The organism is Methylobacterium sp. A49B (assembly GCF_053346215.1).
Genome location: NZ_JBKFBO010000136.1, coordinates 19,915 through 45,050, shown reverse-complemented (window position 1 = coordinate 45,050; position 25,136 = coordinate 19,915). Strand labels below are relative to the sequence as shown.

At 69.5% G+C, this 25,136-nt stretch carries 27 protein-coding genes; all 27 read right to left on the bottom strand.

The genetic code is table 11. The annotated features are described in order from the left end of the window. Window positions 1–71 precede the first annotated feature (71 nt). The 27 genes from ACLBX9_RS27845 to ACLBX9_RS27715 all read right to left on the bottom strand — a co-directional run bounded on the left by ACLBX9_RS27845 (window position 72) and on the right by ACLBX9_RS27715 (window position 25,084). Window positions 72–1,349, bottom strand: a complete 1,278-nt coding sequence (locus ACLBX9_RS27845) for a hypothetical protein (RefSeq protein ID WP_447721159.1) — start codon at window positions 1,347–1,349, stop codon at window positions 72–74. 9 nt (window positions 1,350–1,358) lie between these two features. Then, entirely contained in the window at window positions 1,359–2,024 is a 666-nt protein-coding gene (locus ACLBX9_RS27840; RefSeq protein ID WP_447721158.1) for a hypothetical protein, read from the bottom strand. 35 nt (window positions 2,025–2,059) lie between these two features. Continuing rightward, on the bottom strand, window positions 2,060–2,665 hold the full coding sequence (locus ACLBX9_RS27835) for a hypothetical protein (protein WP_447721157.1): 606 nt from the start codon (window positions 2,663–2,665) through the stop codon (window positions 2,060–2,062). Beyond that, window positions 2,665–3,699, bottom strand: coding sequence for a hypothetical protein (locus tag ACLBX9_RS27830; protein WP_447721156.1), 1,035 nt, complete (start codon window positions 3,697–3,699; stop codon window positions 2,665–2,667). Before ACLBX9_RS27830 ends, ACLBX9_RS27835 begins: the two co-directional genes overlap by 1 nt. Window positions 3,700–3,799: 100 nt before the next feature. Further along, the gene (locus ACLBX9_RS27825; RefSeq protein WP_447721155.1) at window positions 3,800–4,513 is read right to left on the bottom strand and encodes a YmfQ family protein; all 714 of its coding nucleotides are present in this window, start codon (window positions 4,511–4,513) and stop codon (window positions 3,800–3,802) included. Then, the gene (locus ACLBX9_RS27820; protein WP_447721154.1) at window positions 4,510–5,583 is read right to left on the bottom strand and encodes a baseplate J/gp47 family protein; all 1,074 of its coding nucleotides are present in this window, start codon (window positions 5,581–5,583) and stop codon (window positions 4,510–4,512) included. The genes ACLBX9_RS27825 and ACLBX9_RS27820 overlap by 4 nt, the downstream gene beginning before the upstream one ends. Window positions 5,584–5,655: 72 nt before the next feature. Beyond that, the gene (locus ACLBX9_RS27815; RefSeq protein WP_447721153.1) at window positions 5,656–6,180 is read right to left on the bottom strand and encodes a phage GP46 family protein; all 525 of its coding nucleotides are present in this window, start codon (window positions 6,178–6,180) and stop codon (window positions 5,656–5,658) included. After that, on the bottom strand, window positions 6,177–6,410 hold the full coding sequence (locus ACLBX9_RS27810; RefSeq protein ID WP_447721152.1) for a hypothetical protein: 234 nt from the start codon (window positions 6,408–6,410) through the stop codon (window positions 6,177–6,179). Before ACLBX9_RS27810 ends, ACLBX9_RS27815 begins: the two co-directional genes overlap by 4 nt. Window positions 6,411–6,434: 24 nt before the next feature. After that, window positions 6,435–7,526 carry a phage baseplate assembly protein domain-containing protein gene (locus tag ACLBX9_RS27805; protein WP_447721151.1) on the bottom strand — a complete coding sequence of 364 codons (1,092 nt, stop codon included), beginning with the start codon at window positions 7,524–7,526 and terminating at the stop codon, window positions 6,435–6,437. Further along, window positions 7,523–8,638 carry a phage baseplate assembly protein gene (locus ACLBX9_RS27800; RefSeq protein ID WP_447721150.1) on the bottom strand — a complete coding sequence of 372 codons (1,116 nt, stop codon included), beginning with the start codon at window positions 8,636–8,638 and terminating at the stop codon, window positions 7,523–7,525. Before ACLBX9_RS27800 ends, ACLBX9_RS27805 begins: the two co-directional genes overlap by 4 nt. Window positions 8,639–8,640: 2 nt before the next feature. Continuing rightward, entirely contained in the window at window positions 8,641–9,315 is a 675-nt protein-coding gene (locus ACLBX9_RS27795) for a hypothetical protein (RefSeq protein WP_447721149.1), read from the bottom strand. A 6-nt stretch (window positions 9,316–9,321) separates the two neighbouring features. Next, on the bottom strand, window positions 9,322–9,795 hold the full coding sequence (locus ACLBX9_RS27790; protein WP_447721148.1) for a DNA circularization N-terminal domain-containing protein: 474 nt from the start codon (window positions 9,793–9,795) through the stop codon (window positions 9,322–9,324). A gap of 45 nt (window positions 9,796–9,840) precedes the next feature. Further along, window positions 9,841–12,417 carry a hypothetical protein gene (locus ACLBX9_RS27785; RefSeq protein WP_447721147.1) on the bottom strand — a complete coding sequence of 859 codons (2,577 nt, stop codon included), beginning with the start codon at window positions 12,415–12,417 and terminating at the stop codon, window positions 9,841–9,843. A gap of 129 nt (window positions 12,418–12,546) precedes the next feature. Further along, on the bottom strand, window positions 12,547–12,876 hold the full coding sequence (locus ACLBX9_RS27780) for a phage tail assembly protein (RefSeq protein ID WP_447721146.1): 330 nt from the start codon (window positions 12,874–12,876) through the stop codon (window positions 12,547–12,549). A gap of 2 nt (window positions 12,877–12,878) precedes the next feature. Further along, window positions 12,879–13,238, bottom strand: a complete 360-nt coding sequence (locus ACLBX9_RS27775; RefSeq protein ID WP_447721145.1) for a phage tail tube protein — start codon at window positions 13,236–13,238, stop codon at window positions 12,879–12,881. Window positions 13,239–13,303: 65 nt separating this feature from the next. Continuing rightward, window positions 13,304–14,836 (bottom strand): phage tail sheath C-terminal domain-containing protein, encoded by a 1,533-nt coding sequence (locus tag ACLBX9_RS27770; protein WP_447721144.1) that lies wholly within the window; start codon window positions 14,834–14,836, stop codon window positions 13,304–13,306. Between the two features lie 6 nt (window positions 14,837–14,842). After that, a complete protein-coding gene (locus ACLBX9_RS27765; protein WP_447721143.1) occupies window positions 14,843–15,091 on the bottom strand; it encodes a hypothetical protein in 249 nt (82 codons plus the stop codon). Window positions 15,092–15,129: 38 nt separating this feature from the next. After that, complete coding sequence (locus ACLBX9_RS27760; protein ID WP_447721142.1) at window positions 15,130–15,720, bottom strand: hypothetical protein; 591 nt, start codon at window positions 15,718–15,720, stop codon at window positions 15,130–15,132. After that, on the bottom strand, window positions 15,720–16,073 hold the full coding sequence (locus tag ACLBX9_RS27755; protein ID WP_447721141.1) for a head-tail joining protein: 354 nt from the start codon (window positions 16,071–16,073) through the stop codon (window positions 15,720–15,722). Before ACLBX9_RS27755 ends, ACLBX9_RS27760 begins: the two co-directional genes overlap by 1 nt. Next, window positions 16,070–16,303 (bottom strand): hypothetical protein, encoded by a 234-nt coding sequence (locus ACLBX9_RS27750; protein ID WP_447721140.1) that lies wholly within the window; start codon window positions 16,301–16,303, stop codon window positions 16,070–16,072. The genes ACLBX9_RS27755 and ACLBX9_RS27750 overlap by 4 nt, the downstream gene beginning before the upstream one ends. A 68-nt stretch (window positions 16,304–16,371) precedes the next feature. Beyond that, window positions 16,372–16,710, bottom strand: coding sequence for a DUF2190 family protein (locus tag ACLBX9_RS27745; protein ID WP_447721139.1), 339 nt, complete (start codon window positions 16,708–16,710; stop codon window positions 16,372–16,374). 81 nt (window positions 16,711–16,791) lie between these two features. After that, window positions 16,792–19,353 (bottom strand): phage major capsid protein, encoded by a 2,562-nt coding sequence (locus ACLBX9_RS27740; protein ID WP_447721138.1) that lies wholly within the window; start codon window positions 19,351–19,353, stop codon window positions 16,792–16,794. A gap of 11 nt (window positions 19,354–19,364) precedes the next feature. Continuing rightward, complete coding sequence (locus ACLBX9_RS27735) at window positions 19,365–20,960, bottom strand: phage portal protein (RefSeq protein WP_447721137.1); 1,596 nt, start codon at window positions 20,958–20,960, stop codon at window positions 19,365–19,367. A 12-nt stretch (window positions 20,961–20,972) separates the two neighbouring features. Beyond that, the gene (locus tag ACLBX9_RS27730) at window positions 20,973–21,218 is read right to left on the bottom strand and encodes a phage head-tail joining protein (RefSeq protein WP_447721136.1); all 246 of its coding nucleotides are present in this window, start codon (window positions 21,216–21,218) and stop codon (window positions 20,973–20,975) included. Continuing rightward, window positions 21,215–23,323: a terminase gpA endonuclease subunit gene (locus tag ACLBX9_RS27725; protein ID WP_447721135.1), complete on the bottom strand. Its 2,109-nt coding sequence runs from the start codon at window positions 23,321–23,323 to the stop codon at window positions 21,215–21,217. Before ACLBX9_RS27725 ends, ACLBX9_RS27730 begins: the two co-directional genes overlap by 4 nt. After that, window positions 23,283–23,849 carry a terminase small subunit gene (locus tag ACLBX9_RS27720; protein ID WP_447721134.1) on the bottom strand — a complete coding sequence of 189 codons (567 nt, stop codon included), beginning with the start codon at window positions 23,847–23,849 and terminating at the stop codon, window positions 23,283–23,285. The genes ACLBX9_RS27725 and ACLBX9_RS27720 overlap by 41 nt, the downstream gene beginning before the upstream one ends. A 494-nt stretch (window positions 23,850–24,343) precedes the next feature. Continuing rightward, window positions 24,344–25,084, bottom strand: coding sequence for a hypothetical protein (locus ACLBX9_RS27715; protein WP_447721133.1), 741 nt, complete (start codon window positions 25,082–25,084; stop codon window positions 24,344–24,346). Between the last annotated feature and the right edge of the window lie 52 nt (window positions 25,085–25,136).

Genomic DNA, 25,136 nt, shown 5'->3' with positions numbered 1-25,136 from the left:
ATGCGGGCGGGTCTCAGCGCAGTGCGGCGAGCGCGAAGGGCGCGGGATCGATGGCGCGGTCGAGCCCAGTCTTATTGCTTGGTCCTGAACACGGTTGCGCCCTGGAGGGTCGTGTTCGACGTGGTCGAGGAGGCCCAGTGGTTCACACTCCCCTGCACCGACTGTGTCGTGGCGGCGACCGCCCGAGCGCGCTGGTACATCGTGACTTGGCTGGTCACGTTCGACGGGCCGTAGGCCGGCTGCGGCGACTGTGTGGTGCCACCGTTGATGGACATGAACGGCTGGGCGATGACGGAAGACCCCGCGCTGCCCGCCCAGTTGTAGCCGCTGCCTATGAACTCGATGCTGACCGGCTCACCGGCGGCGACGAGCAGGATCTGTGTCCAGTTGGCGTTGGTGATGGCCGGCGTCGTCGATGAAACGTTCGCCGAGACGTTAGGCGAAGCAAGTTCAATATCGAGCCGGTTGTAGCGCGAGACGACGAAGTAGTTCGCGAACGCGGTGCCCGATTGGATCAGGACATCGCCGACGTGGATCTTGGTCTCGTCGCTGCCCAGGATCCATGTGCCATACTGGCCCTGGCTCGGCTGGGTGGCGCTGAGCAGCAGCGACACCGAGCCTCCGTTGGGCGTGGCGTAGACGGCCATGAGCGCCCCGACCGTACCGGATGGGCCGATGGCTACACCGGCGTTCGGGATCGTATAGAAGGCGCCGTTGATGAAGACCTTGTTGCCGAACCACGGCAACAGCGTGACCTGCGTCGTGCTTGTAAAGGCGAGCCGACAGTTGAAGGCCGGCGGCACACCGGAGATACTGCCGGGCGCGGAAATCTGCACCCATTTCGTCGGGTCGAACGAGTTGGTCGAGGTGTGGGACACCGAGCAGACGTAGCAGCCACCCTGATAGGTAACGCAATCGGCCGGTGCCAAGGCGCCATAGACCGTCTGGATGTTCCAAACGGCCGGCGGCGTCTTCCAGGGCTGCAACCCGCCCGGCGCGACGGGGAGCCAGTTGCCGGCCGCGAGGTCGGCCGCGAAGGTGCCGGCGATGTGGGAGACGGCGCAGACGTAGGCCGTCCCCCCGACATAGATCGTGGTCGCCGGCGCGCTGGCCACACAGACGAGGCCGGCGGCCCACTGCTCGATGGGCGCCCACGGCACCGCGCCGGTCGCGCCCACCGGGCCCTGAGGAAGGGTGAGGTTGAGGGTTTGGTTGGGGGCGGTGCCGGTGAGCAGCGCCAGGGCCTGGGAGCCGGGGGAACCGGTCTGCACCGGGCCGAGGGTCAGCACATTGGCCGGGCCGGCCGGGCCACCCATCGGGATGACGTCGCCGAAGGTCTCGATGGGCATGGCCGTCCCTCAATCCTGCAGTGAAGCGACGGCGGCGTGCTTGATGACCCCGTAGAAGGCGGTCACGGTCAGGCCGGTGACGGGGTCGGTGGCGAGGATGTCGAACGGGTACTCACCAACCGGGCAACGGGCCATCGTGGCTTTCAGCACCCGCATGGCGGTGGTGCCGGCGGTGGTGCCGGCCACGATGGTGGCGGCCGATCCATCGGCCGGGGCGGACGAGGCGACCAGCACCTGGGTCGCCGCCCCCTTGCTGGCCCGCGCATCGAGGTCGAAGCGCAGGCCGGTGATGTCGAGCGGCCCGGGCAGCACCGACACCGCGAAGCTGTCGCTCACCGCGAACGGGGTGGTGCCCTGGGCCAGGGTGAAGGTCAGGCCGCCCGCGTAGAGAGCAGAGCCCACGACACCCTGCGCCGTCACAACCCCCAGCGGGTCGGTGACGGTGAACTGGGCGAGGCCGCCGGCCACCGCAGTGATGGCGGCCACATGCGGGCCCATCCGCGTGCCGACAGCGACGGAGGCGAGCGTGAGGGCGCCGTTGCCGACGTTGCCGAGCAGCGCCACCACGCCGCCGCCGGCAGGCTGGTTGATGATTGGCAGGCCGTCGAGCCAGTCGGTGTTCTGCGAGGTGCGGAACACGATCTGGCGCGGCCGGATGAGGGCGAGGTTCGACACGGGGGCGGGCCCTCACGCAGGAAGAGGCGGTTGGGTCAGGCCAGCGCGGGCCAGACGATGGCCGCGAAGGCGGCTTGTGCGGCGGCGTCATTCGCTGCGGCGTCGATGTCTGCCTTGCCCTTGAGCCGGGCGCCGCGGATCGCCGCGCCGGCCCGCTGGTAAGCATCGTACGCGGCCAGGACAGCGCGGGCCTCGCCGGGCACGTCCGTGGTCGGCCGGCCGGTCTGCGGGTCGGTGTCGAACCCGATGGACGAGGCCAGCATCAGGTACTTGGCCGGGTCGATGGTCGCGCCCGCGTTGGCGGCCAGGGCGTTGGTGACCAGCACAGCCTCGTTGAAGGCCTCCTGATACTCCATCGCTTGGCCGCTGCCGGGGGTGATGAGCGTGAGCCGCATCTGCTCGGCTCGGGCATCGACCTGGGCTTTCAGGGCGGTCTTGGTCGCGACGAGCGCCGCAGCTGCAGCCGCGGCGTAATCCGTGGCGTCGATGGGATAGTAGCTGACGAAGCCGTTGAGCGTCCCGCCCTTGTCGAAGGTCGGGACGACGCGACTAAAACCGTTCTGCGTGTGGGAGAGCGCCTGCAGGGCGTCCCAGTCGTGCGTCAGGTCGAAGGCCTGGGGGGTGTCCAGTTCGGCGGCCATCAGACCGGGATCTCCATGATAGTGTAGTACGAATTGCCGCCGGTGCCGGTGTGGCTACCGCCCTGCCCGTAATCGAGGCTGTCCGGGTTGATGTTGGTGGACCAGGAGACGCCGGGCGCCTGCCCGCCGAACTGCGAGGACAGGATCACCGGGCCGGGCGCGACGCCCTGCAGCAGGAACACGGCCATGTTCTTGATCGAGACGGCCCCGACGCCGGACAGGTAGATGTCCGAGCTGTAGCCCTTGCTGTCGGCGTGGCCGTTGCCGTCGTTCATCGACTGCACGACCGGGCCGGCTTGGCCGGCAGTATTTCCACCGTACGCGCCGACTTCGGCGAAGATGAGCAGGTTTGTCGCGTTGGCCGCGCCGATCTTCGTGTAACCGGACATTGTAAGCCCGGTGACCATTCCGCTGCCCGTGCCCGAGACGGTTGTGCGGATATTGCTCGACAGCCGCTTGAAGTTCGTCGGCATGCGGTTGCCGGTGATGTACGTGGCAAATTGCGTGGTGCTGACGGACCCGCCTCCAGCGCCGAACCGAGCGTTGCCCGACGCGTCGACGTCGAAGGTCAGGAACTGCCCGGCCGTCCAAGCGCCGGCGGCGAGCGGCGTGACGCCGTCGGAGGCGACGAGCGGGCACGACACCGTGTTGCCGGCCGAGCCGATGCCAGTGATCGCAAGCGTACCGCCGGTGCCGGTGAAGTTCGAGGCTGCGATGCCACGCACGCGCATGCCGCTCAGCAGCGCGGGGATCACCGCGCCGTTCGGGACGGTCGCGGTGATCGCGCTCGCCGTTCCGCCGAACTGGCCGAGCCAGATCCCGCGAGCGATTGCCTGGATCAGCTGCGACAGGTTCGAGCCGCTGCGCACGAGCCCGGCCGCGTCGATCGCGGCTAGGATCTCGGCCTCGGTGTCGACGAACAAGGCTGAGCCCGGGTAGGAGCCCTCAACGCCGGTGGACGGCACGCCATCCTTCCAGGGCAGCTGCCCGGCATCCTCGGCGCCGTTGCTGTTGAGCGGGTAGTGCTTGCGCAAGGCGAGGCCTCCGGTGGGAGCCGGGTGAGGGCCGCGCGGGCGGCCGGATCGGGTGTGCGGGTGGGCCGGCGCGCGGACGGGCCGGCGCGTCAGAGCGCGATCAGGAGCTGATCAGGCGCAGGAGCGGGTCGCCGCCGAAGCTCGACGCGCCGAACGAGAAGCGCTGCTGGCGCACGGTCGGGGCGGGCGCGGCGTAGTTGAAGAACAGCTTCGTGTGTGCCGGCTTGAGGCGCGCGAGGATGCACTCCAGGTCCTCGGCCCTGCGGATCGCGAGCAGCGGATCGCGCCCGAACGAGGAGACGCCGAACTGGAAGCGGGTGAGGCGCTGGCCGGTGACAGAGACCGTCCAGCAGTATCGGAAGCCCGGCGGGTTCATCTTGCCGCGCACGCCGCCGAAGGACGACAGCCCGAACTGGAAGGCACGGTACTCGGTGATCGTGATCGCGTAGCCGAGCGAGGCCGCGACCCCGATGAAGAAGGCCCGCGACTGGCCGCCCTGGCTGGCGATCTTCTGCGCGAGGCGCTGGCGGCGCTCGGGCAGCGTCTGCACCACAGGCACGCACGGGTCCGGCAGGCCGTAGGCGCGCTCCCAGTCCGTGAGCAGTTCCAGGGTGAAGCGCGGGTCGGTCTCGATCTCCAGGAGGTCGGCCGCGCGCGGGTCGACCACCGTGCCCCAGATCTCGGCCTGACCGCGCACGAGCTGCATCAGCGTCGAGGCGGGATCGCGCGACCACGCCGCACCGGTGGGCAGGAGCCGCGCGAAGGCCTCGGCGTAATCCTCGCCGTCGCGCCAGATGAAGGCGTCATCGCTCATGTGAACGCGACCCCGCCGCCAAAGGCCGGCCGCAGGCTCGCGATGGAGCCGGCGTTGGCCATCGCGAAGTCGCCGGTGGCGAGGTCGAAGGTCGCGTCACCGACGGCCTCGGTCACCGCGTCCGAGATCCAGCAGGCGAACACGGTCTGCCCGGGCGCGGCCTTCTCAAGCAGCATGGCCTGGAGCGAGGCCGCGATCGCGAGCTTCGTCGAGGACGAGGTATCGGTCAGGTTCAGGATCCGCGGCACGATCCCCTGCGGGATCGAAGGGACCACGAACAGGTCGGCGACCGTGACCGGCCGGACCGTGTCGAGGTAGGCCCTGGCCAGCGCGCAGTCGTCGAGCGTCGGCAGGCCGTCGTTCGAGGCCCGCAGCTGATCGCAGGCGAACCGCACCGTGACGGTGCCGATGCCCATCTCCATGGGCGCGACCCAGACGCGGGACACGCCCGGAAGGGACAGGGTCCACTGCTCGTAATCGGTGGCACACCCGCCCATCGGCGGGTTGCGGATCCGCAGCAGGATCCGGACGCGCAGGTCGTCGTCGCTCTCGGTGTCGGCGCCGCCGTCGATCAGGACGACGACCGCCTGTGCGTTGACGTTCGACGCCGCGACCGAGAGCGAGAGCAACGCGCCTGGATCGCGGTTGCCGATCGCGCCGGCGGTGAGGCAGGTCACCGCCACCGGGGTGGCCGTGGCCGAAAGGTAGACGTCGGCCGCGGTCTGGTACTGGATCCCGTCCGCGGTCGCGAGTGGCGAGCCGGCGGGGAGCTTCGTCCCCGGCGATCCGGTGACCGTGATCGTGCCGGAGGCGAAGGTCGCCGCCTTGCGCCCGCCGAACAGGATGTTGGCCCAGCGGTCGAGCCAGCCCTTCTCGGCGAGATCCGGCAGGAAGTTCCGCGCGAGCCACGCGAGGTACTTCAGGTTCAGGAACGCGCCGCCAGCGTTCTGGTCCGAGAGGACGCGCAGCGCGCTGTTCGGGACCGAGGCGTCGGCGCCCTCGAGGAAAGCGGCCAGATTATCGCGGTTGGTCCGCCGGACGGTCGGCAGGTCCGGCAGGGCGAAGGGCATGGACGTCCTCTCGCGCGCCGCAGGGGCAGCGTTCGGTGGGTCGGCTCGGGCGGTGGTCGGGTGTGGCGGCGGTCAGCAGGTCGGCGCGGAGACGGTGATCCCAGCCCAGAGGTCACTGAAGCGAAGGTCGAGCAGCAGCTCGTCGCCCCGGTACATCACGATGGACGCGGCGATCCGCTCGACGCCGGCGCGCACGACGGTGACATCGAAGCGGCTCGCAATCTTCCGGTCCAGGAAGGGCTGGAGCGCCTCGCGGATGTAGTCCTCGACCTGGACGGTGGTGGCGCCCTTCCGGGCGGCCGTCCCGGTGATCGTGGTCCGGGACAGGAGCCAGAGCTTCGAGCCGATCGGCCAGCCGTCCCAGATCTCGGCGGCGTCGACGTCGCCCCACCAGCCGCGGCGGTCGGTGTCTCTGCTGTCCGGCAACTCGTCGTCCGGGCCGGCGAGCGCGTCGGTCATCAGCGCGATCGTCACCGCGGTGGCGAGCTCGTCCGAGGTGTCGAGCTGGCCCGCCGGTCTGAGCAGCAGGTCGAGGTCGATGGCCTGGAAGGGCTGGCCGGGGGCGGAACCCGTCTGGGCGATCCGGACGTCGGTCACGCGCGGCTCTCGCCGACCGCGTAGTCCTCAGCCCGCCGGTAGTCGAACTGGTACTCGCCGCACCGATCGGTGCCGAGGACGCCCGGCCAGATCGCCGCCTTGACCTTCTTTCCGTCGGCCGGGCGCGGGGCATGCCGACGGCAGGCGCCGAACTCGGACGGGTGCGGGTTGAGCGCGAAGTGGTGGCAGCTGGCGCACGAGGGCGCCGGCCGGATGTAGCGCATGGCCATAGTCGCCTCGGGTTTCGGTGGATCTCAGCCCGGGCCACCGAAGCGCATCGACTTCGTCTGGCCCTGCACGAGCCGCTTTTGCGGCTCCAGGAAGTTCAGCGCCGGTCCGGCCTGGTCGGTGAGCCGCTGCAGCGTCGAGCGCAGGGACGCGATCTGGCCGATTACCGGGTTGGCGCGCGTCAGCTGGTCGATCTGGCCCGTCAGGTCGGCCGCCTTCGCGGCGATCGCCGCCTCGGGGCCGCCGCTGGCGTTCAGGGCCCCCAGCTCGTCGACCAGGTCGTCGACCGCCGAGACGATCGGATTGTTCTTGATCAGGCCCGCGATCTGCGCCTCTAGGCCCTTGATCAGGCCTTCGCTGCTGCCCGACAGCAGGCTCGACATGCCGAGTAGCTGACCCGGGTTCAGGAAGGACTGTAGGCCGCGCTGCAGGGCGTTCTGCAGGTAGCCCTTGAGCTTGCCCTGAGCGAGCTGCTTCATCGCGTCGAGGCCCGTCGGCGCACCGCTCAGCGCGGTCGTGACTTGGGTCGAGAGATTGAGCGGGGCGAGCCCCTGGACGACCGCCTCGGCGTTCTGGCGGAACTTCGACACCACGTCGAACAGCGCGTGGTGTGAGTCCTCGACCTGGGACAGCCGGGCGGCGAGGCCCTTCAGCTGCTCGTTGAGCTCGAAGTTGTCGGTCGCCGGCTTGATGGCCCGGCCCGAGCCGTCGTCGCCGCCCGTGATCGTGACCTTCTTGCCGGTCTGATTGATGCCGGCCCGGGTCAGGTGGTTGTGCTGGCCCTGGTCGTCATGGTGCGAGCTCTCGCCGGGCTTCAGGTTCTTCGGGCGATGGCGCCGATCACCGATGCCGATAACGACCGGGTGATCCAGGCTGCCGCCGAGATACGAGATCAGAACCTCGGCCTGCCGCTGCTCCTGGTCATCCGGCTTCAGCGGGACGCTGGTGAAGCCGTAGGGGTGCCAGTGCTCGACGTTGGTCAGCATCCGACCGAACCGGGCCCGGACGGTGACCTCCTGCATCTTGGTCGAGTCGTCGACCGCGACGAGCGTGCCGCGATTTATGCCGAGATAGGTGCGCCGCGCGGCGTCGTCCGCATCCGAGCGCAGCGTGCTCATGTCGAGGCCTCGGGCTGGGCCGGTGACGGGTTGGCGCCGAAGAAGCCGTCCGAGGTGGTCGCGTCCGGGTGCTGGACGTTCCAGGCTGCCTTGTTGCGCAGGTCGACCGAGGCCGTGGTCTGACCTTCGGGCGTCTGGGCGTAGGTGTAACCCCAGGCCTTGAGGTCGAGCTGCCCGCTCTCGGTCGGGAACAACATCGGCGATTTCACCGTGACGAACTCCGACAGGTCCCAGAGCTTGCCGGCCGGGTTGAGCCAGCCCTGGTAGGCGAGGCTCACCTGCAGGCGGGACGCCTCGATCGCCTGCGCCTCCATGTTGGTGCGCAGCTGCAGCTCTTTCTGGGACAGCGGCATCTCGGCGAGCACGTTACGTGCGAGGCCCGGTATGCCGTCCGAGAGCTTCGACTGCGCGGAGATTTCCGCGGCTTTACGCCCGAACAGGCTGTCCGAACCCGGCTGCTGGGCGTTGCCCTTGATCGCCTCCGCGAGCGGCATGGTGATCGTGCAGCTCGCCGAGAGGATGTTGACGCCCTCCGTGAAGACGAGACCCCCACCATTGCTGGCGTCCTTCGACCCGGCGGCGAGATCGCCGTTGGCCTCGGCCCAGAGCCACAGCCCCCGCTGCCGGCACAGCCGCGAGATCGCATCAAAGGGCGTCTCCCCGTCGTGGATCACCACGTTCGGGAACGGCGTGTCCCAGCCATCCGGCCCGTTCTGGACCTTGAACTTGAGACCGTGCGGCTTCAGCAGGCGGTTGGCGATCGCCTCGATCGGGTAGCCGCGAAACTGGCCCGTGCCGGCGTCGGCCGACACCTTCGTGAGAGGGCCGGCTTTGCTGTAGCCGGAGATCTGCACGCCGTGGCGGTTGGCGTCGTAAGCCGCCTGCCGGGTTTCGATGAAGCCGCCGTCGATGACCACGAAGCCGGCCATGGCGATGTCGACGCGGTCGCCCGGCTTCAGGCGCTGGATGACCTTATCTCTCGGCTCAGCACAGGTGAGCCGGAAGGTGCGCATCCATCGGGTCTCGATGTCCTGGGAGACTTGGACGGTCAGCCAATCGCGATAGGTGCCGCTGGTGGTGCGGACCTCGCAGTAGAGATCGGGGCTCGGCATGATCAGGCGGACAGCGCCCGGCCGTCGGCCGGCATGAACAGCGGGTGGACCGTGTCGCGGTTCTCCGCGAGCAGCTCCTCGGTGCGGCCAGCGTCGCCGTAGAGGCGGTTGGCGAGCGTCAGGAGCGGCATGCGGGTCGGGAAGCTGTAGGGCACGATGCGCGGCAGCGGGCGCGCCCGGGTGTTCAGGTCGCGCACAACGGCGCCGTGGAGGGCGAGCAGCGCGCGCCACACCGCGGCGTTGAACTGGGCCGCCGCGAAGTCCTCGGCCGGGATGAAGGCCGCGTTCACCCGCGCCAGCGCCGCGTCGATGTCCTGGCGGCTGGTGAAGGTCGTGGCGGCCAAGATCCGGGCGATCTCGACCAGCGCGAACCGGGCCGCCGTCTGCGCGACGCGCTGAACTGGGAGATCCGCGGCAGCGACGCTCTGTGCCTCCTGGCGGACCTGATCCATGCCGGCGAAGGTGGCGCCGGCCGCCGTGGCCGCGGCGAAGCAGGCCCGCAGCGGCGTCCCGAAGGTGCCGGCCTGGACCTGATCGACCGCGTCGGCCGAGAGCGCGCCGCAGAGCTGACGGAGCGTCGCCCCGTCTTGGCTCGTGGCATCGACGCCCGAGGCGAGCAGCGCGTCGAGGACGGCCTTCAGCGCCGCGACGGCGACGCGGCGCTGCGCGAAGGTCATCGGCTCTCAGCTCCAGTCGTCGTCGGTGCCGGCGGACAGTTCGGAGGCGTCGGCGAGTTGTGCCGCCGAGGCGGACGAAGTGGCCTGCGTGTTCTCGCCGATCGTCGTCGCCGACCGGCCGCTGGCATCGACGAAGGCCATCTCGAAGTAGGCGATGCCGCCCTCTTCCTTGCGCTCGGCGCGCGGACCGAACTCGCAGCGCATGAACATGCGCCCGAGGATCGGTAGGATCAGCGTGCCGCCGCCCTCGCGGTTGAGCGCGCGCTCCAGCGCGTCGGCCTGGAGATCGTAATCGTCACCGATGACATAGCCGGAGACGGAGACTCGGGTGACGCGCTTGCCCAGATCCTCGTCGAGCGACCGGTCGCCCTTCGCGAACTCGTACGTGAAGCCGCGTCGCCCGTTGGTCCGGGAGTTGGCCGCCACGTAGAACGGCACGCCCCGGAACGAGGCGGGGCGGAGATCGTCACGCCAGGACATCCGGGGCTCCCAATCGGCCGATACGAAGGCGCCCGGCGGGCGAGGCTACAGATCCATCTGCGACCGGCCTCGCGAGACCGTGGTGTCCTTAAACAGGTCGCTCATGTCGGGCTTCACCTGCGTGCCGGGTGGCCCGTCCACCTTGATGTGCAGCGTTCCGCGCCCACCCGGCCCGGCCCCACCCGGCATCTGCGCCGACGAACCGCCGCCGGGTGCTCCGCTCCCGTAGAAGCGGTTCATCAAGGCATCGCCCACGCCTCGGTTCGGCCCGCGGAACCTCCTGATCTCGTCGAGGGAGAGCTCCCGCTGGGGCGTGAACTCGCTCTCGCGCGGCTTACGGTCCTGAACCCCTCTGTCCAGATACTCTTCGTAGGTCAGACCGTCGGGGCCCCGCCGGGTCGCATTGTCTCGATGCGTCCCGTTGAGCTCGTCGGTCATCGTCCTGGCGCTGCCGAACATGCTGTCGCCCGAGCCATCGCGCGGACGTCTCTGGACCTCGTCTTCGCGCTGACCCCAAGAGTGGCCCGTGTAGCCGTCGGCTGTGGTGGCCCTGCGCCTATAGAAGTCCTGGAACGTCTCGCCCTGGCGCTGCTGGCGCGTCTGAGCCTCGTTCTCCATCAGGAAGTCGTCGATCGACGCGCGCTCATTGCGGTCGCGGCTGCGTAGGGAGACGTTGTCGGCCCTATTCCCCGTTGGCGGGATCGCCGGCGCCCGGGTCCACGGTTGCGTCTGTCGGATGCCGTCGCCCGCTGAGGATGCAGGCGCCCGCGGTCCGCTCCTGGCGGTCCGCCCCTCGCGCTCGTCCAGCCAGCGCTGCGCGCCTTGCGTGAGCCGATCGCGGCCGATGCTGGCGCTCTGCCCCGGATACATGCCGCCGTTCCGGCCGCGCTGGCCGTAATCGCCGGGGAAGCTCGCCCACTCGCGGGCCAGCGCCGTCCGGAAGTGGCGCATGAAGTCGCCGCCGTACCGGCGCTGGTTTCGCTGCGCCTCGCGGTAGCGCCGCTCGATGAGGGCGTTCCCAAGCCTGTCCTGCAGCTCGGGCGTGAACCGCTCGCCGCGGCCGATGCCGAGCTCACCGACAAGGCCGTGGTCGCCACGGCCGTTTCCGAAGAGCGTGCCGCGCATGAACTGGTAGCGGCCGATGGCGGAGGAGCCGCGCATGCGACGCTGGATCTGCTCGATCTCCGCGAGCGTCTTCCCCGTCAGATCGCCCCCGAGTTGGTGTGCGAAGCTGTCGTTGTAGCCGCGCCGCGTCGTACCCTCCGCGTGCGCGATCAGGTCGAGCAGCCCGCGGTCACCGACTGGGACTTCCCCCACGGCGCCGCGCGATCCGCCGAGAGACCCACGACTGCCGAACGGGCGGCCGCGGATGCCATCGCCGAGATCGGCACCACCTGCAGCACCTGACCCGCCACCGCCGCCGATGCCGCCCGGACTGCCATAGGCCGGGATCGCAGCCCCGTAACCCGCCGAACCGAAGCCGCCCCAGGCGGCCTTCTGGATCAGCGAACCACCGCCGGATGCGGGATCGCTGTAACCCGAGGGGCTGATGCTCGCGCTGCTGCCCTGCTCGCGAAGCTTCTGCAGCTCGTCGGCGACCCGCTTCAGCTCCTCGACCATGCGCGCGTGCTTGCGCTCGTAGTCGGCGCCGTGCGGACCGCGCTCCAGGAGATCGAGCTGGCTCTGGACCTGTGCGCGACGCCCCTCCAGCTTCTCCCGAGGGGTCGCCGCGGGGCCGCCGAACGGGCTGAGCTGATTGCGCAGCGCCTGCTGGTCTTCGTTGCCGGAAAGCCCGTTCTTGTCGGCGTCGTCGATGATGTCGACGATGCCCTTCAAGGCCGGCCCCAGGACCTTCAGCTTCAGCTTCTCGGCCGCGCGGCCGATCCGGCTGAAGTGCTCCTCGAAGCGCCGCGCGGACTCCTCGGTCTCCTTGTCGAGGTGCCCGATATCGGCCTGCGTCTGCTTGAGCGCGTCGCTGATCTTGCCCGTGATGCTCCGGGAGATCGTCGCCATGTCCGGCGTGCCGAAGATCAGCGTCGAGACCCGCGCCGCCTTCATCGAGTCCGGGATATTCTGGAGCGCCTTCATCGCCGTCTCGACGGCGGCTTCCATGCTTGGCGCGTTGACGAGCTCCTCGGCGAGATGGCCGAGGTTCATGTTCTTGAGCTCGCCGTAGACCTGCCCCCAGCGCTGGCGCAGGTCGACCATGTTGGTGGCGAACTGGCCGATGGCGCTGCGCATCGCGTCGGCCGAGACACCGAACTTCTCGCCGAGCGAGCCCAGCGTGCGCAGCTGATCGACCGTCATCCCGATCTGGCGGCCCATCTGGCTCAGATCGCGGGTCTGGCCCGAGAAGTTCTTCACCGCCGCGACCATGCCGGCGATCGACATGGCGGCGCCGAGGCTGCCCACGCCCACGGCCGAGAGGATCGGGTCGAAGCCGCGCAGAACGCCCTGGAACTTGGAGACTTCCCCGCGGACGCCTTCCCAGTCCTTCTTCCAGGCGGCGCCCTGCTTGGCCGTCTCATCGCCGACGCTCTTCAGCCCCTTCTGGAGCTTCGAGAGCGGTCCGGTGAACTGATCCTCGACGGTGGCGACGATCTTGAGCTTGTCGTCAGCCATCCTCGTCCTCGTCCTCGCGCGCGGCGCGCCGCGGCATCAGCGCCAGGGTGCGGCCCATCAGGTGGGCGACGGTCGCTGGCGCTAGGGCGCCCGGCGGCTCGCGGAACGGCCAGGCGTGATACGCGAGGCCTAGGCGGAGGCAGTCGTCGACGGTGCCGGCGGCAGGGCCGCCCACACGAAAAAACGGCTCAGCACCGTGCCGAGCTGAAGGATGTCGCGCGCGCCGATCTTCTTCAGCACGGGCGGCGGCGTGGCGGACAGATCCGCCACCAGCGGGAAGAACTGGTCGGCGGACAGCCCCTCGAGGAGGCCGTACTTCAGCACCTCCTCGCCGGTCGGCTCGCGCAGGATCAGAACCTGCACGGTGTCCTGGCCGACGACGATCGGCTTCGCCAGCGGGTACTCCAGCGGCCAGGAAATCTCGCGCGGATCGCGCGCGGGCGTGGTGATCTCGCTCATGATCAGAACTCGTCGCAGGTGAGGCCCATCCAGTTCACCGCCACCTTGCCGGCGCCGGTGTCGATCTCGTGGGCCGACTTGGTCCAGGCGCCGGCGAGCACGTAGGTCTTGCCGTTGGCGAGCGCGGCGGTGACGGTCTCGTCGACCATCGCGTCGAGCTCCGCGATGGTGAGCCCATCCATCGTCGACAGGTCGCCCTTGATGAACGGCACGCGCGGCGTCTCGATGTAGCCGTGCACGCTGTCTTGGCCGGCCACGCCCTCGCGCTTCACGCTCGACGGCGAGACGATGAACGACCCGCGCAGCCCGTACTGCCTGCCGTTCACCTTGACGTAGGCGATGCCGGCGATCCTCTGGCCCATGGCCGGTTCTCCAAAGAAAAACCCGCCTCAAGGGCGGGTCAGGTTGCGGTCAGGGGCGAGGCTGATCAGTTGCTGGACGCGCTGATCGGGTACTGGAGACGGAATTGCGCTAGGATGTTCATCCGGCGCAGCTGATTGATCACGTCCGGCGGATCGAGGATCTCGATCGTGTTCGGTTCGGTGCCGCGCCGCACGACCAAGTTGGCGATGTAGAGGGCCGCGTTCTCGACGAGGCCGTCGTACTCCATGTCCCGATACTCGGCGATCAGCTCAGCCTTGATCGAGGATGGCGTGACGATCGGCAGGCCTGCGGCGAACTTGGTCCCATCGTCGGCGAGCGAGCAGCGCGGGAACTTGCTCGTCAGTGCCTGCCGCAGGCGCGTGTAGCGCTCGTCGAGCGTGGCCAGCGTGGTCACCAGCTCGTAGGCGTTGTCGGCCTGGCCGTAGCTGTTGACCTGGTACTGGGTCTGCTCGCGCAGGATCACCGGCTGGTTGGTCGTGCCGCCGTAGAGGTCCGTGCCCTGGATCGCGAGGCCGACCTGCGCCAGCGCGTTCAGCTGGGTCTTGTTCCAGCGGTAGGCCTTCTGCGCCGGCAGGACGCCCACCAGCGGCAGGGTCTGCAGCGGCTGGGCCGCGTACGCGTTGATCGAGAACGCGGCCGCCGCCGTATAGGCCGCCCCCCACTCCCAGCACGGGCTCGGGCTCTGCGGCTCGAACGGCATGGTCGAGATGAGCGCCGAGTTGTTGCTCGGCCCCCAGATCATGTGCCCGGAATAGGTGTCGCGCTTGGCCGAGAAGATCTGGCCGTAGCTCTGGCGATACGGACCCCAGCGTCCCGAGTCGGTGAAGCCGTACTCGGCGTCCCACACGTTGTAGGAGCCGGAGTCGCTCACCGGCAGGCCGACGAACTTGTAGGGCGCGTCGCCCAGGCCCGCGATCGCCGAGGTGAAGTCCGGCGTGCCGGTGCCGCCCGAAAGCTGGTTGCCGGTCGGATAGGTGAGCGCGAGGCCGGCCGGCAGCTGCTCGCCACCGTAGCGGCCGAGATAGCAGTCGAGCACCGTCACGTCGTTGCCGGTGAGCCCCGTCCACTTGCAGGTCAGGTTCACCTTGGCCGGGTTGGTCCCGTCGACCACGGCCGTGACCGGCAGGTCCGGGACCGCATTGATCGCCGCGGCGATCTTGGTGGCCGCGGTCGCGGGGGTGTCGGCCGAGACCATGCCGACCGAGACGAGCTGACCGGCGATGTAGAGCGGATAGGTGCCGGCGACCGCCGGGTCGCCCGTGACCGTGATCGAGCCCGTGGCGGCGACGCCGCCGGCGGGCGCGGGGACGGGCAGGCAGAAGATCGGCACGCTCCGGACGCCCTTGAAGAACGTCTTGAACATGCGCGCGAGCATCGAGCCCGGTCCGAACAGGGCGTCGGCGTCGGCACCCGTGCCGCAGGCGATGACCTGGTTCGCCGTCGCGGTGCCGGCGGCGATCGGGTGACCGACGAGCAGCGCCCACTTCAGGGAGGTCGGCGTGCCGGCCTGCGACGGGTCGAACTGGGTGTTCGGGCCCGGGATCTTGTAGTTGTCCGGGATGCGGGTGAGGCCCATCGTGCCTTACTCCTGATGCGCGGTGGCGGCGGGAGCGCCGGCGGGCGCGGCGGAGGCGGAGGCGGCGGGGGCGCCGCTGTCGTGCAGGTCCTCGAGGAGGCGGATCGCGCCCTCGTCCCGGAGCCGGAACGTGAACTGGTCGGCCGGCCACCGGGCGGTGCCGTCCGCCTCGAAGCCGGTCCCCGACGGGAAGTGCTTGAGCGCGCGGTAGCGCGCCTCGGTCGCCTCGACGGCGACCGTGGTTTCACCGGCCATGGCGATGTCCTCTGGGATGGGGAGCGGCGCGGGCCGGCTCAGGTCGTGGGGATGTCGATCGTCAGCCCGATCTCGGGCGTGCCCGGGCCGGCGCCGGCGGGCTTGGCGGTGATGACGACGTGCTCCAGCACGTCGTCGATGTCCGGATCGTAGGCGGTGCGGAACACGAAGGTCATCTCGATCCGCCCCTCGGCGAAGTACGAGGCGCCCTCCTGCGGGAACAGGCGACCGCGCCGGACCTTGGTCACCGCCTCGAACAGCGGATAGCGATCCGGATCATCCAAGGCCTTTGACGGGTCAATCCCGCGCACGAAGGTCGGGTCCTGCAGGAGCCGCTTGCGTATGCCGTTGGTGGCTGCGTCGAGCGCCTCGTCGAGATCCTCCGGCGAGGAATATCCGACGCAGTACGAGATCCCGATCGTGACCTCGTTCATGAACCGGGGCTGGCCCTGATTGGCCTCGTCCTCGGCGCTCTCCAGCTCATCGGCGATGACGACCAGGAGGGCGGGGAGCTCTTCTTCCTGAAGCTGCGGACGCACCTGACGGCGCAGGCCATTGACCGGCAGCCAATCCTGGTCGCTCAGGCGCTCGATGATCGCCTCGCGGATCTTCGTGGCTTCCGACGGCATCAGGCCCCCTTCGGCTTCCTCTTAAGGGTTAGGGTCGCCCCGCCCTGTCCATCCGGATCGACGTCATCGATCCAGAGCGTGCCCTCATCCGGATACGAGCCGGCGGCGGGCACGCGGATCTGCATCTGCGGGACGGGCGGGACCGGCCAATCAGCCAACCGGATGCCCAGCGTGATGGTGGTCGTATTCAGGCTTTCGTTCGGCCCCAGCGCTACGTCGACGTTGCGCACCGACCAGACGCCCGAAGCTGGGAACGGCGGCCGCGCCGGCCGGGAGGCTAGCGGCGTCACCGTCACCGGGCGCCCGAACGTGGCGATGCCCGGCCCGAGGGCCAGCGCGGCGAAGTCGATCACGCGGCGGCCTGTGGCTTCGGCTTGGCGGCGGCTTTGGCCTCGGCCGGCGCCGCGGCCTCGGCATCGTCGACGCCAGCCTCGAAGCGACGGATCACCTGCTCCTGGAGCCGCGCTTCGGTCCAGGCGTCATAGGTCCAGACGCTGCCCTCGGCCGCGAGCGCGCCATCGACGGGATGCACCAGGCCGACATGCTCATCGGCGGTCGGCAGGACCTTGATCGAAACGCTCATGGCTGGCTCCAGCGAGAAACGGGGGCGTCCGGGGTCGGGCCCGGTGAGGATCACCGGGCGCCGACGCCTCAGGACGGGGTCTGGCCGAGCAGCACCGGGCCGATCGAGGACGGGTTGGCGGCGGCGTCGGCCGCGTAGCCCACCGGCAGGAGCGAAGCGGAGTTCACGTTGGTGACGACGCTGTTGGCGGCATCCCAGTACAGGCTGTCGCCCTGCGCCCAGGCCTGGGCGTTGGTCTTCGGCAAGCTGAAGACGCCCTTGCGCCAGAGCGCGAAGGTCTCGCCGACGAGGCGGGTCGAACCGGCGACGCCGAAGATCTTGCCGACGACGAGGGGCTGGCCGCTGAGGACGCCGCCCGCCGGCGCCACGACGTTGAGCGCGTCGCCGTTCTGGAGGAAATTCTTCATGGGATGGGTTCCGGAGGCTTGGGGAACGGACCGGCCGGCGCTCGGAGATCGAGGCCGGCCGCGAGTTCGGCGGGGGTGCGATTACTGCGGCAGCGCGCCCGGGTTCTTGTAGGCGCCGCGGAAGTCGATCGCGCCGCAAGCGAAGTCGTGCTCCAGCGAGATCTGGACGCCCTGCGTGCCGAAGGGCTCGTAGGTCTTCACCCGCGGGCCGTTCGAGCCGTTCAGGAAGCCGTGGACGAAGCACGGGACCTGAGCCGGATCGGACATCAGGTACCAGCTGTTGTCGGTGATGTTGGCGTCCGACACCGACTGCAGCTTGCCAGAGAACGGGTTCACCGAGGTGGTCAGCTGCGGCGAGATGGTGGCGACGAGCTGATCCGCCGACGTCTCCTGGTTCGGGCCGGTCAGGATGATCCGCGGCGGCACGTTCAGGAGGAAGCCGGAGAGCGACTTCATCCCGCGCAGCGCCGCGCGGCCCGCGCCGACGGTTGGCACCGAGATCACGCCCGCGGCGGCCGCGAGGTTGTTGTGCTTGGCGTGCCAGACCGCGGTCCCGTCCTGGGCCAGCACCGGGTTCGCGTTGAACATGTTGAAGAAGGTGACGTTCTCGAACAGCCGGACCGCGTCGCCGGACGACCCGAGGATCTGGTCGATCGCGCCGAGCTCGTCGTTGACGATCATCTGCCGCGAGATCGGGAAGACGACGCCGTAGGGCACGAGCGAGATGTTCTCGCCGCTGTCGGCCGACGTGCCCGCCTTGAGCTCGCCGGTCTGGGTCACCGGCTGCAGCATCGGGAACTCGCCCGCGCGGATCATCGGGTGCGGGCGGAAGTCGTTGAACTGCCGCTCGATCGAGATCCGCTTGTAGGTCGGCTCGGCGAGCTCGTAGCGGGCGAGCAGGCTCTTGTTGAGCACGTTCTGGAAGATCGCCGGGAAGTCCGAGGTGGACTGGAAGGCGCGCTCGACGATGTCGATCGCCTGCCGGGCGGTGCGGATGTTGCCGCGGTGGCCGACGCACTCGGCGGCGATCTCCACGAAGCCCATGCCGGCGTACTGCTCGGCTCGCTCGGAATGCTTCTCGACCCACTTCTTGTCGGCCTTGCGCTTGGGCGCATAGTCGATGCCGTCCGAGCCGCGCGAGGCGAGCGTGCGGGTGACCAGCGCCAGCGTCATGGCGTCGGCGCGGCCCTCGCGCTCGTCGCGGCCGAACTGGATGCGGCCGGCGTCCGAACCCTTGTGGGAACCCCTCACGGCGGTCTCCTTGCTCTTCTCGGCGAGCTTGTCGAAGGCGATCTTGCGGAAGGCGGCGGCGCTCAGGCCGCGGGTGATGGCGTCGACCACGTTGAGGGTGACGCCCTGGCCCCGGGCCTGCTCGGCGATCGCGACGAGCTTGGCGGCGTGCGCCTGGGTGAAGGCGGGCTTGACCGCGCGCTTGTCCTTGGTCGGCGCAGTGCGGGCGGCGCTGCGGCCGCGCGGCGCGGCGCGGGTGTCGTCGCCGTCCATCTCGCCGTCGCGCTCGGCCTTCACCGGCTCGTCGCTCGGCTCGCCCTCGGCGTCGACGAAGTTGCCCTCGGCGTCGACGTAGTAGCCGTCCTCGTTCACGTCCGGCTCGGCGCGCTCGGCCTTGACCGGCTCGTCGACCGGGTTGCCCTCGGCGTCGACGAACTCGCCCTCGGCATCGACGTAGTAGCCGTCCTCGTTGACGCTGACCTCGGCGCGCTCGGCCTTCACCGGCTCGTCGACCGGGGCGCCGGACGCGTCCACGAAGTTGCCGTCGGCATCGACGTAGTAGCCGTCCTCGTTCACGGCCGGTTCGGCGCGGACCTGCCGCTTGCCGGGCGCGTTCTTGCCGGGGGCGGTCTTGCCGGGGGTGTGCTTGGCCATACGCTTGTCCTCTCTGGGTTCGGGCCAAGCCCGCTCGTGCGGCCCGGTGGAGCCGTACCGGTAGGTGATCGAGGCATCGCCCCGGGTGACGGTGATCTCCTTCGCGCCGCGGCCCATCGGGCTGGCGCGCAGGTCGGGCCCCGCGGTCGGATCGGCCGCGCCCTCGTGGGCGCGCACCATCGCGGCGGGATCGGCGGGGACGGAGACGAGCGAGGCCTCCAACAGCTCCCACCGGGTCGCCGTGAAGGTCAGGCCGTCGTCGACGTCGAGGATCTGCTTCTCGGGATCGATCACGGTGCCGTCGGCGTCGGTGATCTCCCAGGCGTCGACGCGGTAGCCGATCGAGATACCCTTGATCTCGCCGCGGGCGACCATGCCCTCGGCGGTCTTGCCGGCCTCGGTCGCCGCGAACTTGGCGCGCCCGAGGATGCGCCCTTCGGCGAACCACACGTCGACGATCCGGCCCAGCACCGAGCCGAGGCCGTAGCTGTTGTGGCTGTCGAGGAACGGGATGCCGGAGGAGGCCAGGCGATCGACGCAGACCGCGGCCTCGTCGGTCGACAGGCGCTCGGTGCCATACCAGCGCACGACGTCCGAGCCCTCGGAGAGGATCAGCTCGATCGTATGCTCGTTGGCGTCGTAGCTCGCCGGCGCGACCTCAAGGAAGCGGCGGCCGCGGGTGCCGAGCGCCTTGAGGTCGATCGGGCGCGCGGAGCCGCCCGCGGCAGCGGCGCGCTGCCCGGTCTTCTTCGTTGCCATGGGGGGATCCGTCAGTTGGAGGCGGGCGCCGTGATCGGCTCGCCGAAATCGTCCTTCGGGGGCTTCGGCTTTCCGCCGGTCGCATCACCGCCGCCCTCACCGTCGACGGGCTGCAGCTTGCCGGACTGGTCGGTGCGGCGCGCGTCGATGTCGTAGGCGAGGCCCAGGCGGTCGGCGCGCTTGTAGAAGGCGGCCGTCATGTCCTGGACCTTCCGCCAGTTGTTGCCGAAGCTGGCGACGTATTCCTGCGGGCTGATCCGGCCGGTGCGCGCCGCCTTGATGTCCGCCTCGATGTCGTCGTTCGGGTTGATCGGCTCCCAGGCCGGCGTCATCCACTGTGCCCGGTAGGGCTCGGCGCGCGCCGGCAGGAGGCCCGCTAGCACCGCGCGGGACACGAAGCGGTCCCAGGTCCGGTTGCAGACCTGCGGGATCACGACGTGGTTCTGCAACTGCTCGGTCAGGCGCCGGAACTCGACCTTGCCCGCGCGCAGGCTGGAGAAGTTGGCGCCGCGCAGGTCGCCCGAGATCTGGTCGTAGGTGCAGCCCACGCCCGCGGCCATGGCCTGCAGGTTGAAGAGGAGGATCGGCTCGACCTGCGTCGTGCCGGTGGGGGCGGCGAACTTGATGTCCTGGCCCGAGCGCAGCTCCTTGAGCATGCCCGGTTCGAGCGAGGTCAGCTGCGCGTCCGGGTTCGCCCCATCGCGCCCCGCGAGCCCCGGGTTGGCCTGGTCGAACACGTCGACGCCCGCGTCGTCGTTGTTGGTGACGAAGCCGGAGAAGCAGGCCTCGACCCGCGCCTTGACGTTGACCGCGTCCAGGAAGTCGGCGAGCTCGCGCGAGGTCATCAGGATCGGCGCAAACCACGAGACGCCGCGCACCTGCCCGGGCCGCAGCTCCTTGAACAGGTGGATCAGCTCGTCCTGCGCCACGAAGGCCGACACGCCCGGCCGGAGGTTGGCCGTGTTGATCTCGCCGGGGTGGTTGGGGGTGAGCCACAGGCCGACGCGGCGATCGTACTCGCCGAGGCCGACGCCGAGCCGGGTGTGCTCCAGGCCCTCCGCGCCAGCCTGCCCGTCGTTGCCGTAGATCCCGTCGCGCCACTGGTCGATGAAGTCGGACTCGAGCAGCTGCAGCTGAAGCGGCACGCGCCGCGGATCGTCGAACGGCCGGTCGATGAAGCGGATCACGCTCTCGCCGGACTCGACCATGCCGCGCACGGACAGCGCCTGCATGGCGTAGAAGCCCATGCGGCCGGTGACGTCCGCCTGCCCCTCCCAGTCGCCCCAGAGGTCATCCAGGCGGCGGTCGAGGACGTCCGAGCCGGTGTCCGGGATCGGCGTGATGCCGGTGCCCACCACGTGCGAGGTGATGATGTCGAGCATGCGCGCCGCGTAGGGCGTGTTGCGCGCAAGATCCCGGGCGCGCGAGCGCAGCGGGCGCAGCGCCCTCTGGATCTCGGCGTTGGCCGAGGTGTTCAGCGCCTTGAACGAGGACGCGCGCCGGCCGGCGCTGGCACCCTCGTAGATGCGCAGCGCGTGGCGGGCGCGGGCGCGGGACAGCGCCGCGCGCGGCGCCACCCAGCCGATCGCGCGGTCGAGGACGTTCATCGGGGCGATCCGCTACCAGCCCGAGCGGAGGCAGCCGTCGGCCGAGATCCCGCCCGGGAAGCCGCGGTCGTGCGCCACCAGGATGGTCGCGGACTTCTGCGGGTCGAGGCCTAGCGCGCGCCGGATGATGGACCGGACGCGCAGCATCTCGTCGAGCGAGCGGTAGGTGGCCGTCTTGCCCTCGTAGGAGACCGACGTGACGCCGGCGGCGATGCCGGCCTCGATCGCGTCGAGCTGCGCCAGGGTGAAGGCCATCATTCTCTCCGGCTCATCCAGCCACCGGGCCGGCCATGGTTGATGAAGCCCGAGTGCTGTGGGCGGGCGTAGACGGGCGCGGACGGTGGCGGCGGCGCGGGCGGCGGCGTTGGTGGCGGCAGCAGCGCCGGGACCGAGGCGGCCGCGGCGAGCTCCGAGCCCTGCTCGTCCGAACCCGGCGCGGCGTCGCCGTCCTCCGGGGCGGTCGCTCCGGGCGCAGTCGTGGCGTCGTCGGCCTCGTCCCGCTCCGGCATCCGCCCCAGCGCGACGTAGCGCCCGCTGGAAGCCTGCAGGCCGCACATCGCGACGTAGGCATAGACGAAGCACACGCCGGCCTCGTGGGCGGCTTTGGGCTTCTCCCACTCGCTGTACCCCTGGCGCACGTTCACCAGCGGCTTCTCGCGGGTGAGCTGCTCGAAGTACTCGGCGTCGATCGGGCGCGAGCCGGAGGCCGGCACGAGCGGGAAGTGCACGTAGCGCGGGCCGGGCTCGACCAGCGCCAGCGAGCCGTAGGCGAAGTCGCGGGCGGCGTTGCCGCCGATCATGTACAGGTTCGCGCCGAGCTTCGTCGTCGGCAGCCGCGGCCAGACCCGCGTGCGGGCGCCCCGGGCCTCAGACTTGCCCTTGATCGCCCAGACCTTGCGGCGGCGGCGCTCGTTGCAGAACGCGTAGACCTCGGACGTGTGGTGGCCGCCGGAGTCGATGGCGGCCGCGCTGATCCGAAGCGCAACGCCGTCGCTGCGGGTGAACCCGCGCAGCAGCAGCCGATCGAGGTTCTGCCAGACCTCGGGCTTGGCCGGGTCGCCCGGCAGCACGAAGTGGCCGATGAGCGCGCATTCGAGCCCGGGACCCCAGCCCCAGACCGCACCTTCGAGGCGCGCGTTGGCGCCGGACTGGACGTCGCCGCCCAGCGTCAGCGTGCGGACCCAGTCCGGAAGCTCGGCTCCGTAGGCCTCACGGCGCTCCAGGAAAGTGTCCGGCCGGATCTCCTGGCCGTAGCTCTGCCGGTGGACCCGGCCGAGCACGTTGTTGTTGAACGTCTGGACCTTGCCGGCGGGGTCGTCGCACGCCTCCAGCCACTCCTGCACGATTACCGGCCAAGCGGCGTTCGCGTTGAGCGACATGCCGGTCCAGAGGTGGAAGCCGGCGTGAGGCGTCTTCGGCACCGCGGTCGGGCGCCAGATGCCGTTCTCGTCCATCCAGGCTTTGCGGCCCTCGTCGATCGTGTGGCCGCAGGTACCCTGGTACCAGACGTCCTTGAGTGACCCGTCGGGCCCTAAGTCCCACTTCAACCCGTGGGGCAGGTCTTTGCCGCCCCAGTCGAGGTACTGAAACACGCCGCAGCGCGGGCAGGGCACGAAGTACCGGCGCTGGTCCGAGGCCAGCCAGCGCTTCCAGATCCGGCTCGTGCTCTCCAGGAGCGGCGTCGAGCCGAAGATCTGCTTGCGGTTGTAGAAGGTTTCGCCACGCGTCCAGAACAGCTTGGCCTTGTCGCCCTGGCTGCCCGCCCCCGGGGTCCAGCCGCCCGCATCGTACTCGTCGCCTACCTGGAACCGGGCCGAGTACCGCCGGAAGGCGTCGTCGGATGCGGCGCCGGGCACCCGCACGATGGCGCCGTTCGCGAGCTGGAAGAAGGTGTTGCTGTCCTGCTTGTGCCCCTTGCGGACCGGCCGCAGCATCTCGGCCAGCACCGGCGTCTCGCGCAGCATCGGCGCGATCTCGGTAGCCCCGAACTCCTCCGCGTCCTTCGCCACCGGCTGCGCGAAGGCGCACAGCGTCGGCTCTTGGTGGAGGTGGTAACCCAGTGCGAGCAGGGCGCAGCGGGTGTAGCCTACGCGCGCCGCCTTCAGGACCGTCATGAGCGGGACCGTCGGGTCGCACATCGTGTCGAGGAGGCCGCGCTGATACCCGTAGAGGGTCACCGCGCCACTCTCGGCACCCGTGCTCTTCGGGATCCGCCCGTACTCCTCGGCCCAGGCCGAGCCGGTCATCTCGGCCTTGAAGGCCAGCGCCTCGTCGAACAGCGCGTCGATCGATCCGCGCAGGGCTTCGCGTCCGGCCGGGTACTCACCCCTCCGGTGGCTGCTGATCCTCTCCGACAGGCCCATCGTTAGCGTCGCTCTCCGGGAGCCAGCGTCGGCCGAGCTCCAGCCGCGCGGCGGCGAACGCCCGGTTGGTTTCTTTGCGGGCCAGCGCCTCGATCTCCGGGGCGCTGTCCATCGTCGTGGCGCGCGCGGCGATCTTGGCCGCCATGTTCGACAGGCCGGTGCGCAGGACCTGGCAGAACGTCGCCAAGTCGGCGAGCGCATCGTGTCGCGAGACGACCGACTTCAGCGCCTCGTCCGCGCCGATCTCAGCCACCACCGCGTTGGCCACCGCACGGCGGCAATCGGCGTCCTCGCGCCGTGATTTGCTGCTGTCGTCGCCGGCGTTCATCGCGACGTTCTCGACGGCGCGCTGGATCTTCCAGTCGATTACGGCGGCCGAGTCGAACTGGTACTCGACGCCGTTGCTGCCGCGCTCGACGTATGGGCAGCCCTTCTCGACCCAGGTCGAGATGGTGTTGGTGCTGACGGCGAAGATCTTGGCGAGCTCGGTGCGGTTGAGCAGCCGACCGTCGATCGCGCCGGACATCAACAACAACCCTGGTTTTCAAAATTTCAGAGACGGTGAACCACTGGGGTCCGAATTCCCCTCACTGGCACCCCCTCCTGGGAAGGACCCTGGGATTGCCCGGGGACGGGGCGCCCTCCGAAGGGCTTTCCCGCACCGCTCCCGGTAACCATCCCTGCAAGCAGGGATCGAGGGCCGGAACGGCCAACTCTGAGCTCCGTTCGGATAGATATTCGTGTCTACAGGGTGCGGAAATGCGTCAAACGCTGATTTCTACTGCTGGCTCGCTATTGCTCTTGGGAGTGGCAGGCGTTCAAGCGCAATCGATCACCGTCCAACGGGATGACCCTGCTCCCATCGTGGTCCAACATCCGACAGATGAGGACAAGACACTCACGAGGCACGATTACGGCGATGGCTGCACCACTGTGGCCGAGAACAAAGAGGATGCCACGGGCGATCGCACCGCGGTGCGCAGAGCGACCTGCAATTGAGCGTCATCAGCCTCTACGTGTTCAGCCCTTGCGACGCACGTCGTTGACGACGAAGCGCTCCCAGCCCACCCGGAACTGCTTCCGGAAAGCGACCGGCACTACGGCGCTCGCCTTTTCATAATAGGGGAAGCGCTTCTTATAGCTCACGCCCTTCACGAACAGGAACATGGGTACCGCAAATTTGTCCTTCTGCAGGTAGATCCCGTCGGGCGCCTTTCCGTGGTTCCGGAAAACGATGTACTCGACGTTTCGCCCGGCGTTGCGGCGCTTCGAGCGCGCCGTCGTGTTCTGGTAGCGGTCGGACCGGGCGCCAAGCGCAGAGAGCATGCGGGTGATGAACGCGCCCGACACGTTGCCATTGCCGTCCTTCGGGCAGCGCGTGCTCGGCACCGCGAACTCGCCGGCGAGCATGAGGCCCTTGCGGATCAGCAGGACCTCGAACCGCTTGTGGCGGCGCGAGCCGCCGGCGACCTGAGGGCCGAGATACTTCCAGGCCGGGATCGAGCCGTTGCCTTCCTTGAACCCGAGCTCGGCGGAGAGCCGCTGCTTCGTGGCCGGCCGGACCATCAGGCTGTTGAGCGTGAACCTCGACGGTTGGTCGAACACAGACCGCATGGTCTCGCGCTCGGCCTCGCGCGCGTCCTTCATCGCGTTGGTCAGCGCGAAGGCGGCGACGAAGGGGACCTGCTTGGCGGCTCGGCCGACGGCCTCCGCCTTCAGGCCGAATTCGCTGGCATCGAGCTTCAGCACCTCAGCGCCCAACGGTGATGATCTTCACCTGGCCCGAGACGGGATCGAGGATCGTCAGCGTCTG

Excerpts from the sequence above, each read along its gene's own strand:
- ACLBX9_RS27750 (WP_447721140.1), bottom strand. The coding sequence starts at position 16,303 with ATGAGCGTTTCGATCAAGGTCCTGCCGACCGCCGATGAGCATGTCGGC.
- ACLBX9_RS27735 (WP_447721137.1), bottom strand. The coding sequence starts at position 20,960 with ATGAACGTCCTCGACCGCGCGATCGGCTGGGTGGCGCCGCGCGCGGCG.
- ACLBX9_RS27765 (WP_447721143.1), bottom strand. The coding sequence starts at position 15,091 with ATGGCCGGTGAAACCACGGTCGCCGTCGAGGCGACCGAGGCGCGCTAC.
- ACLBX9_RS27845 (WP_447721159.1), bottom strand. The coding sequence starts at position 1,349 with ATGCCCATCGAGACCTTCGGCGACGTCATCCCGATGGGTGGCCCGGCC.
- ACLBX9_RS27730 (WP_447721136.1), bottom strand. The coding sequence starts at position 21,218 with ATGATGGCCTTCACCCTGGCGCAGCTCGACGCGATCGAGGCCGGCATC.
- ACLBX9_RS27795 (WP_447721149.1), bottom strand. The coding sequence starts at position 9,315 with ATGACCTTCGCGCAGCGCCGCGTCGCCGTCGCGGCGCTGAAGGCCGTC.
- ACLBX9_RS27800 (WP_447721150.1), bottom strand. The coding sequence starts at position 8,638 with ATGCCGAGCCCCGATCTCTACTGCGAGGTCCGCACCACCAGCGGCACC.
- ACLBX9_RS27740 (WP_447721138.1), bottom strand. The coding sequence starts at position 19,353 with ATGGCAACGAAGAAGACCGGGCAGCGCGCCGCTGCCGCGGGCGGCTCC.
- ACLBX9_RS27770 (WP_447721144.1), bottom strand. The coding sequence starts at position 14,836 with ATGGGCCTCACCCGCATCCCGGACAACTACAAGATCCCGGGCCCGAAC.
- ACLBX9_RS27780 (WP_447721146.1), bottom strand. The coding sequence starts at position 12,876 with ATGAGCGAGATCACCACGCCCGCGCGCGATCCGCGCGAGATTTCCTGG.
- ACLBX9_RS27835 (WP_447721157.1), bottom strand. The coding sequence starts at position 2,665 with ATGGCCGCCGAACTGGACACCCCCCAGGCCTTCGACCTGACGCACGAC.
- ACLBX9_RS27825 (WP_447721155.1), bottom strand. The coding sequence starts at position 4,513 with ATGAGCGATGACGCCTTCATCTGGCGCGACGGCGAGGATTACGCCGAG.
- ACLBX9_RS27720 (WP_447721134.1), bottom strand. The coding sequence starts at position 23,849 with ATGTCCGGCGCGATCGACGGTCGGCTGCTCAACCGCACCGAGCTCGCC.
- ACLBX9_RS27790 (WP_447721148.1), bottom strand. The coding sequence starts at position 9,795 with ATGTCCTGGCGTGACGATCTCCGCCCCGCCTCGTTCCGGGGCGTGCCG.
- ACLBX9_RS27785 (WP_447721147.1), bottom strand. The coding sequence starts at position 12,417 with ATGGCTGACGACAAGCTCAAGATCGTCGCCACCGTCGAGGATCAGTTC.
- ACLBX9_RS27805 (WP_447721151.1), bottom strand. The coding sequence starts at position 7,526 with ATGAGCACGCTGCGCTCGGATGCGGACGACGCCGCGCGGCGCACCTAT.
- ACLBX9_RS27745 (WP_447721139.1), bottom strand. The coding sequence starts at position 16,710 with ATGAAGAATTTCCTCCAGAACGGCGACGCGCTCAACGTCGTGGCGCCG.
- ACLBX9_RS27775 (WP_447721145.1), bottom strand. The coding sequence starts at position 13,238 with ATGGGCCAGAGGATCGCCGGCATCGCCTACGTCAAGGTGAACGGCAGG.
- ACLBX9_RS27810 (WP_447721152.1), bottom strand. The coding sequence starts at position 6,410 with ATGGCCATGCGCTACATCCGGCCGGCGCCCTCGTGCGCCAGCTGCCAC.
- ACLBX9_RS27820 (WP_447721154.1), bottom strand. The coding sequence starts at position 5,583 with ATGCCCTTCGCCCTGCCGGACCTGCCGACCGTCCGGCGGACCAACCGC.
- ACLBX9_RS27725 (WP_447721135.1), bottom strand. The coding sequence starts at position 23,323 with ATGGGCCTGTCGGAGAGGATCAGCAGCCACCGGAGGGGTGAGTACCCG.
- ACLBX9_RS27760 (WP_447721142.1), bottom strand. The coding sequence starts at position 15,720 with ATGCCGTCGGAAGCCACGAAGATCCGCGAGGCGATCATCGAGCGCCTG.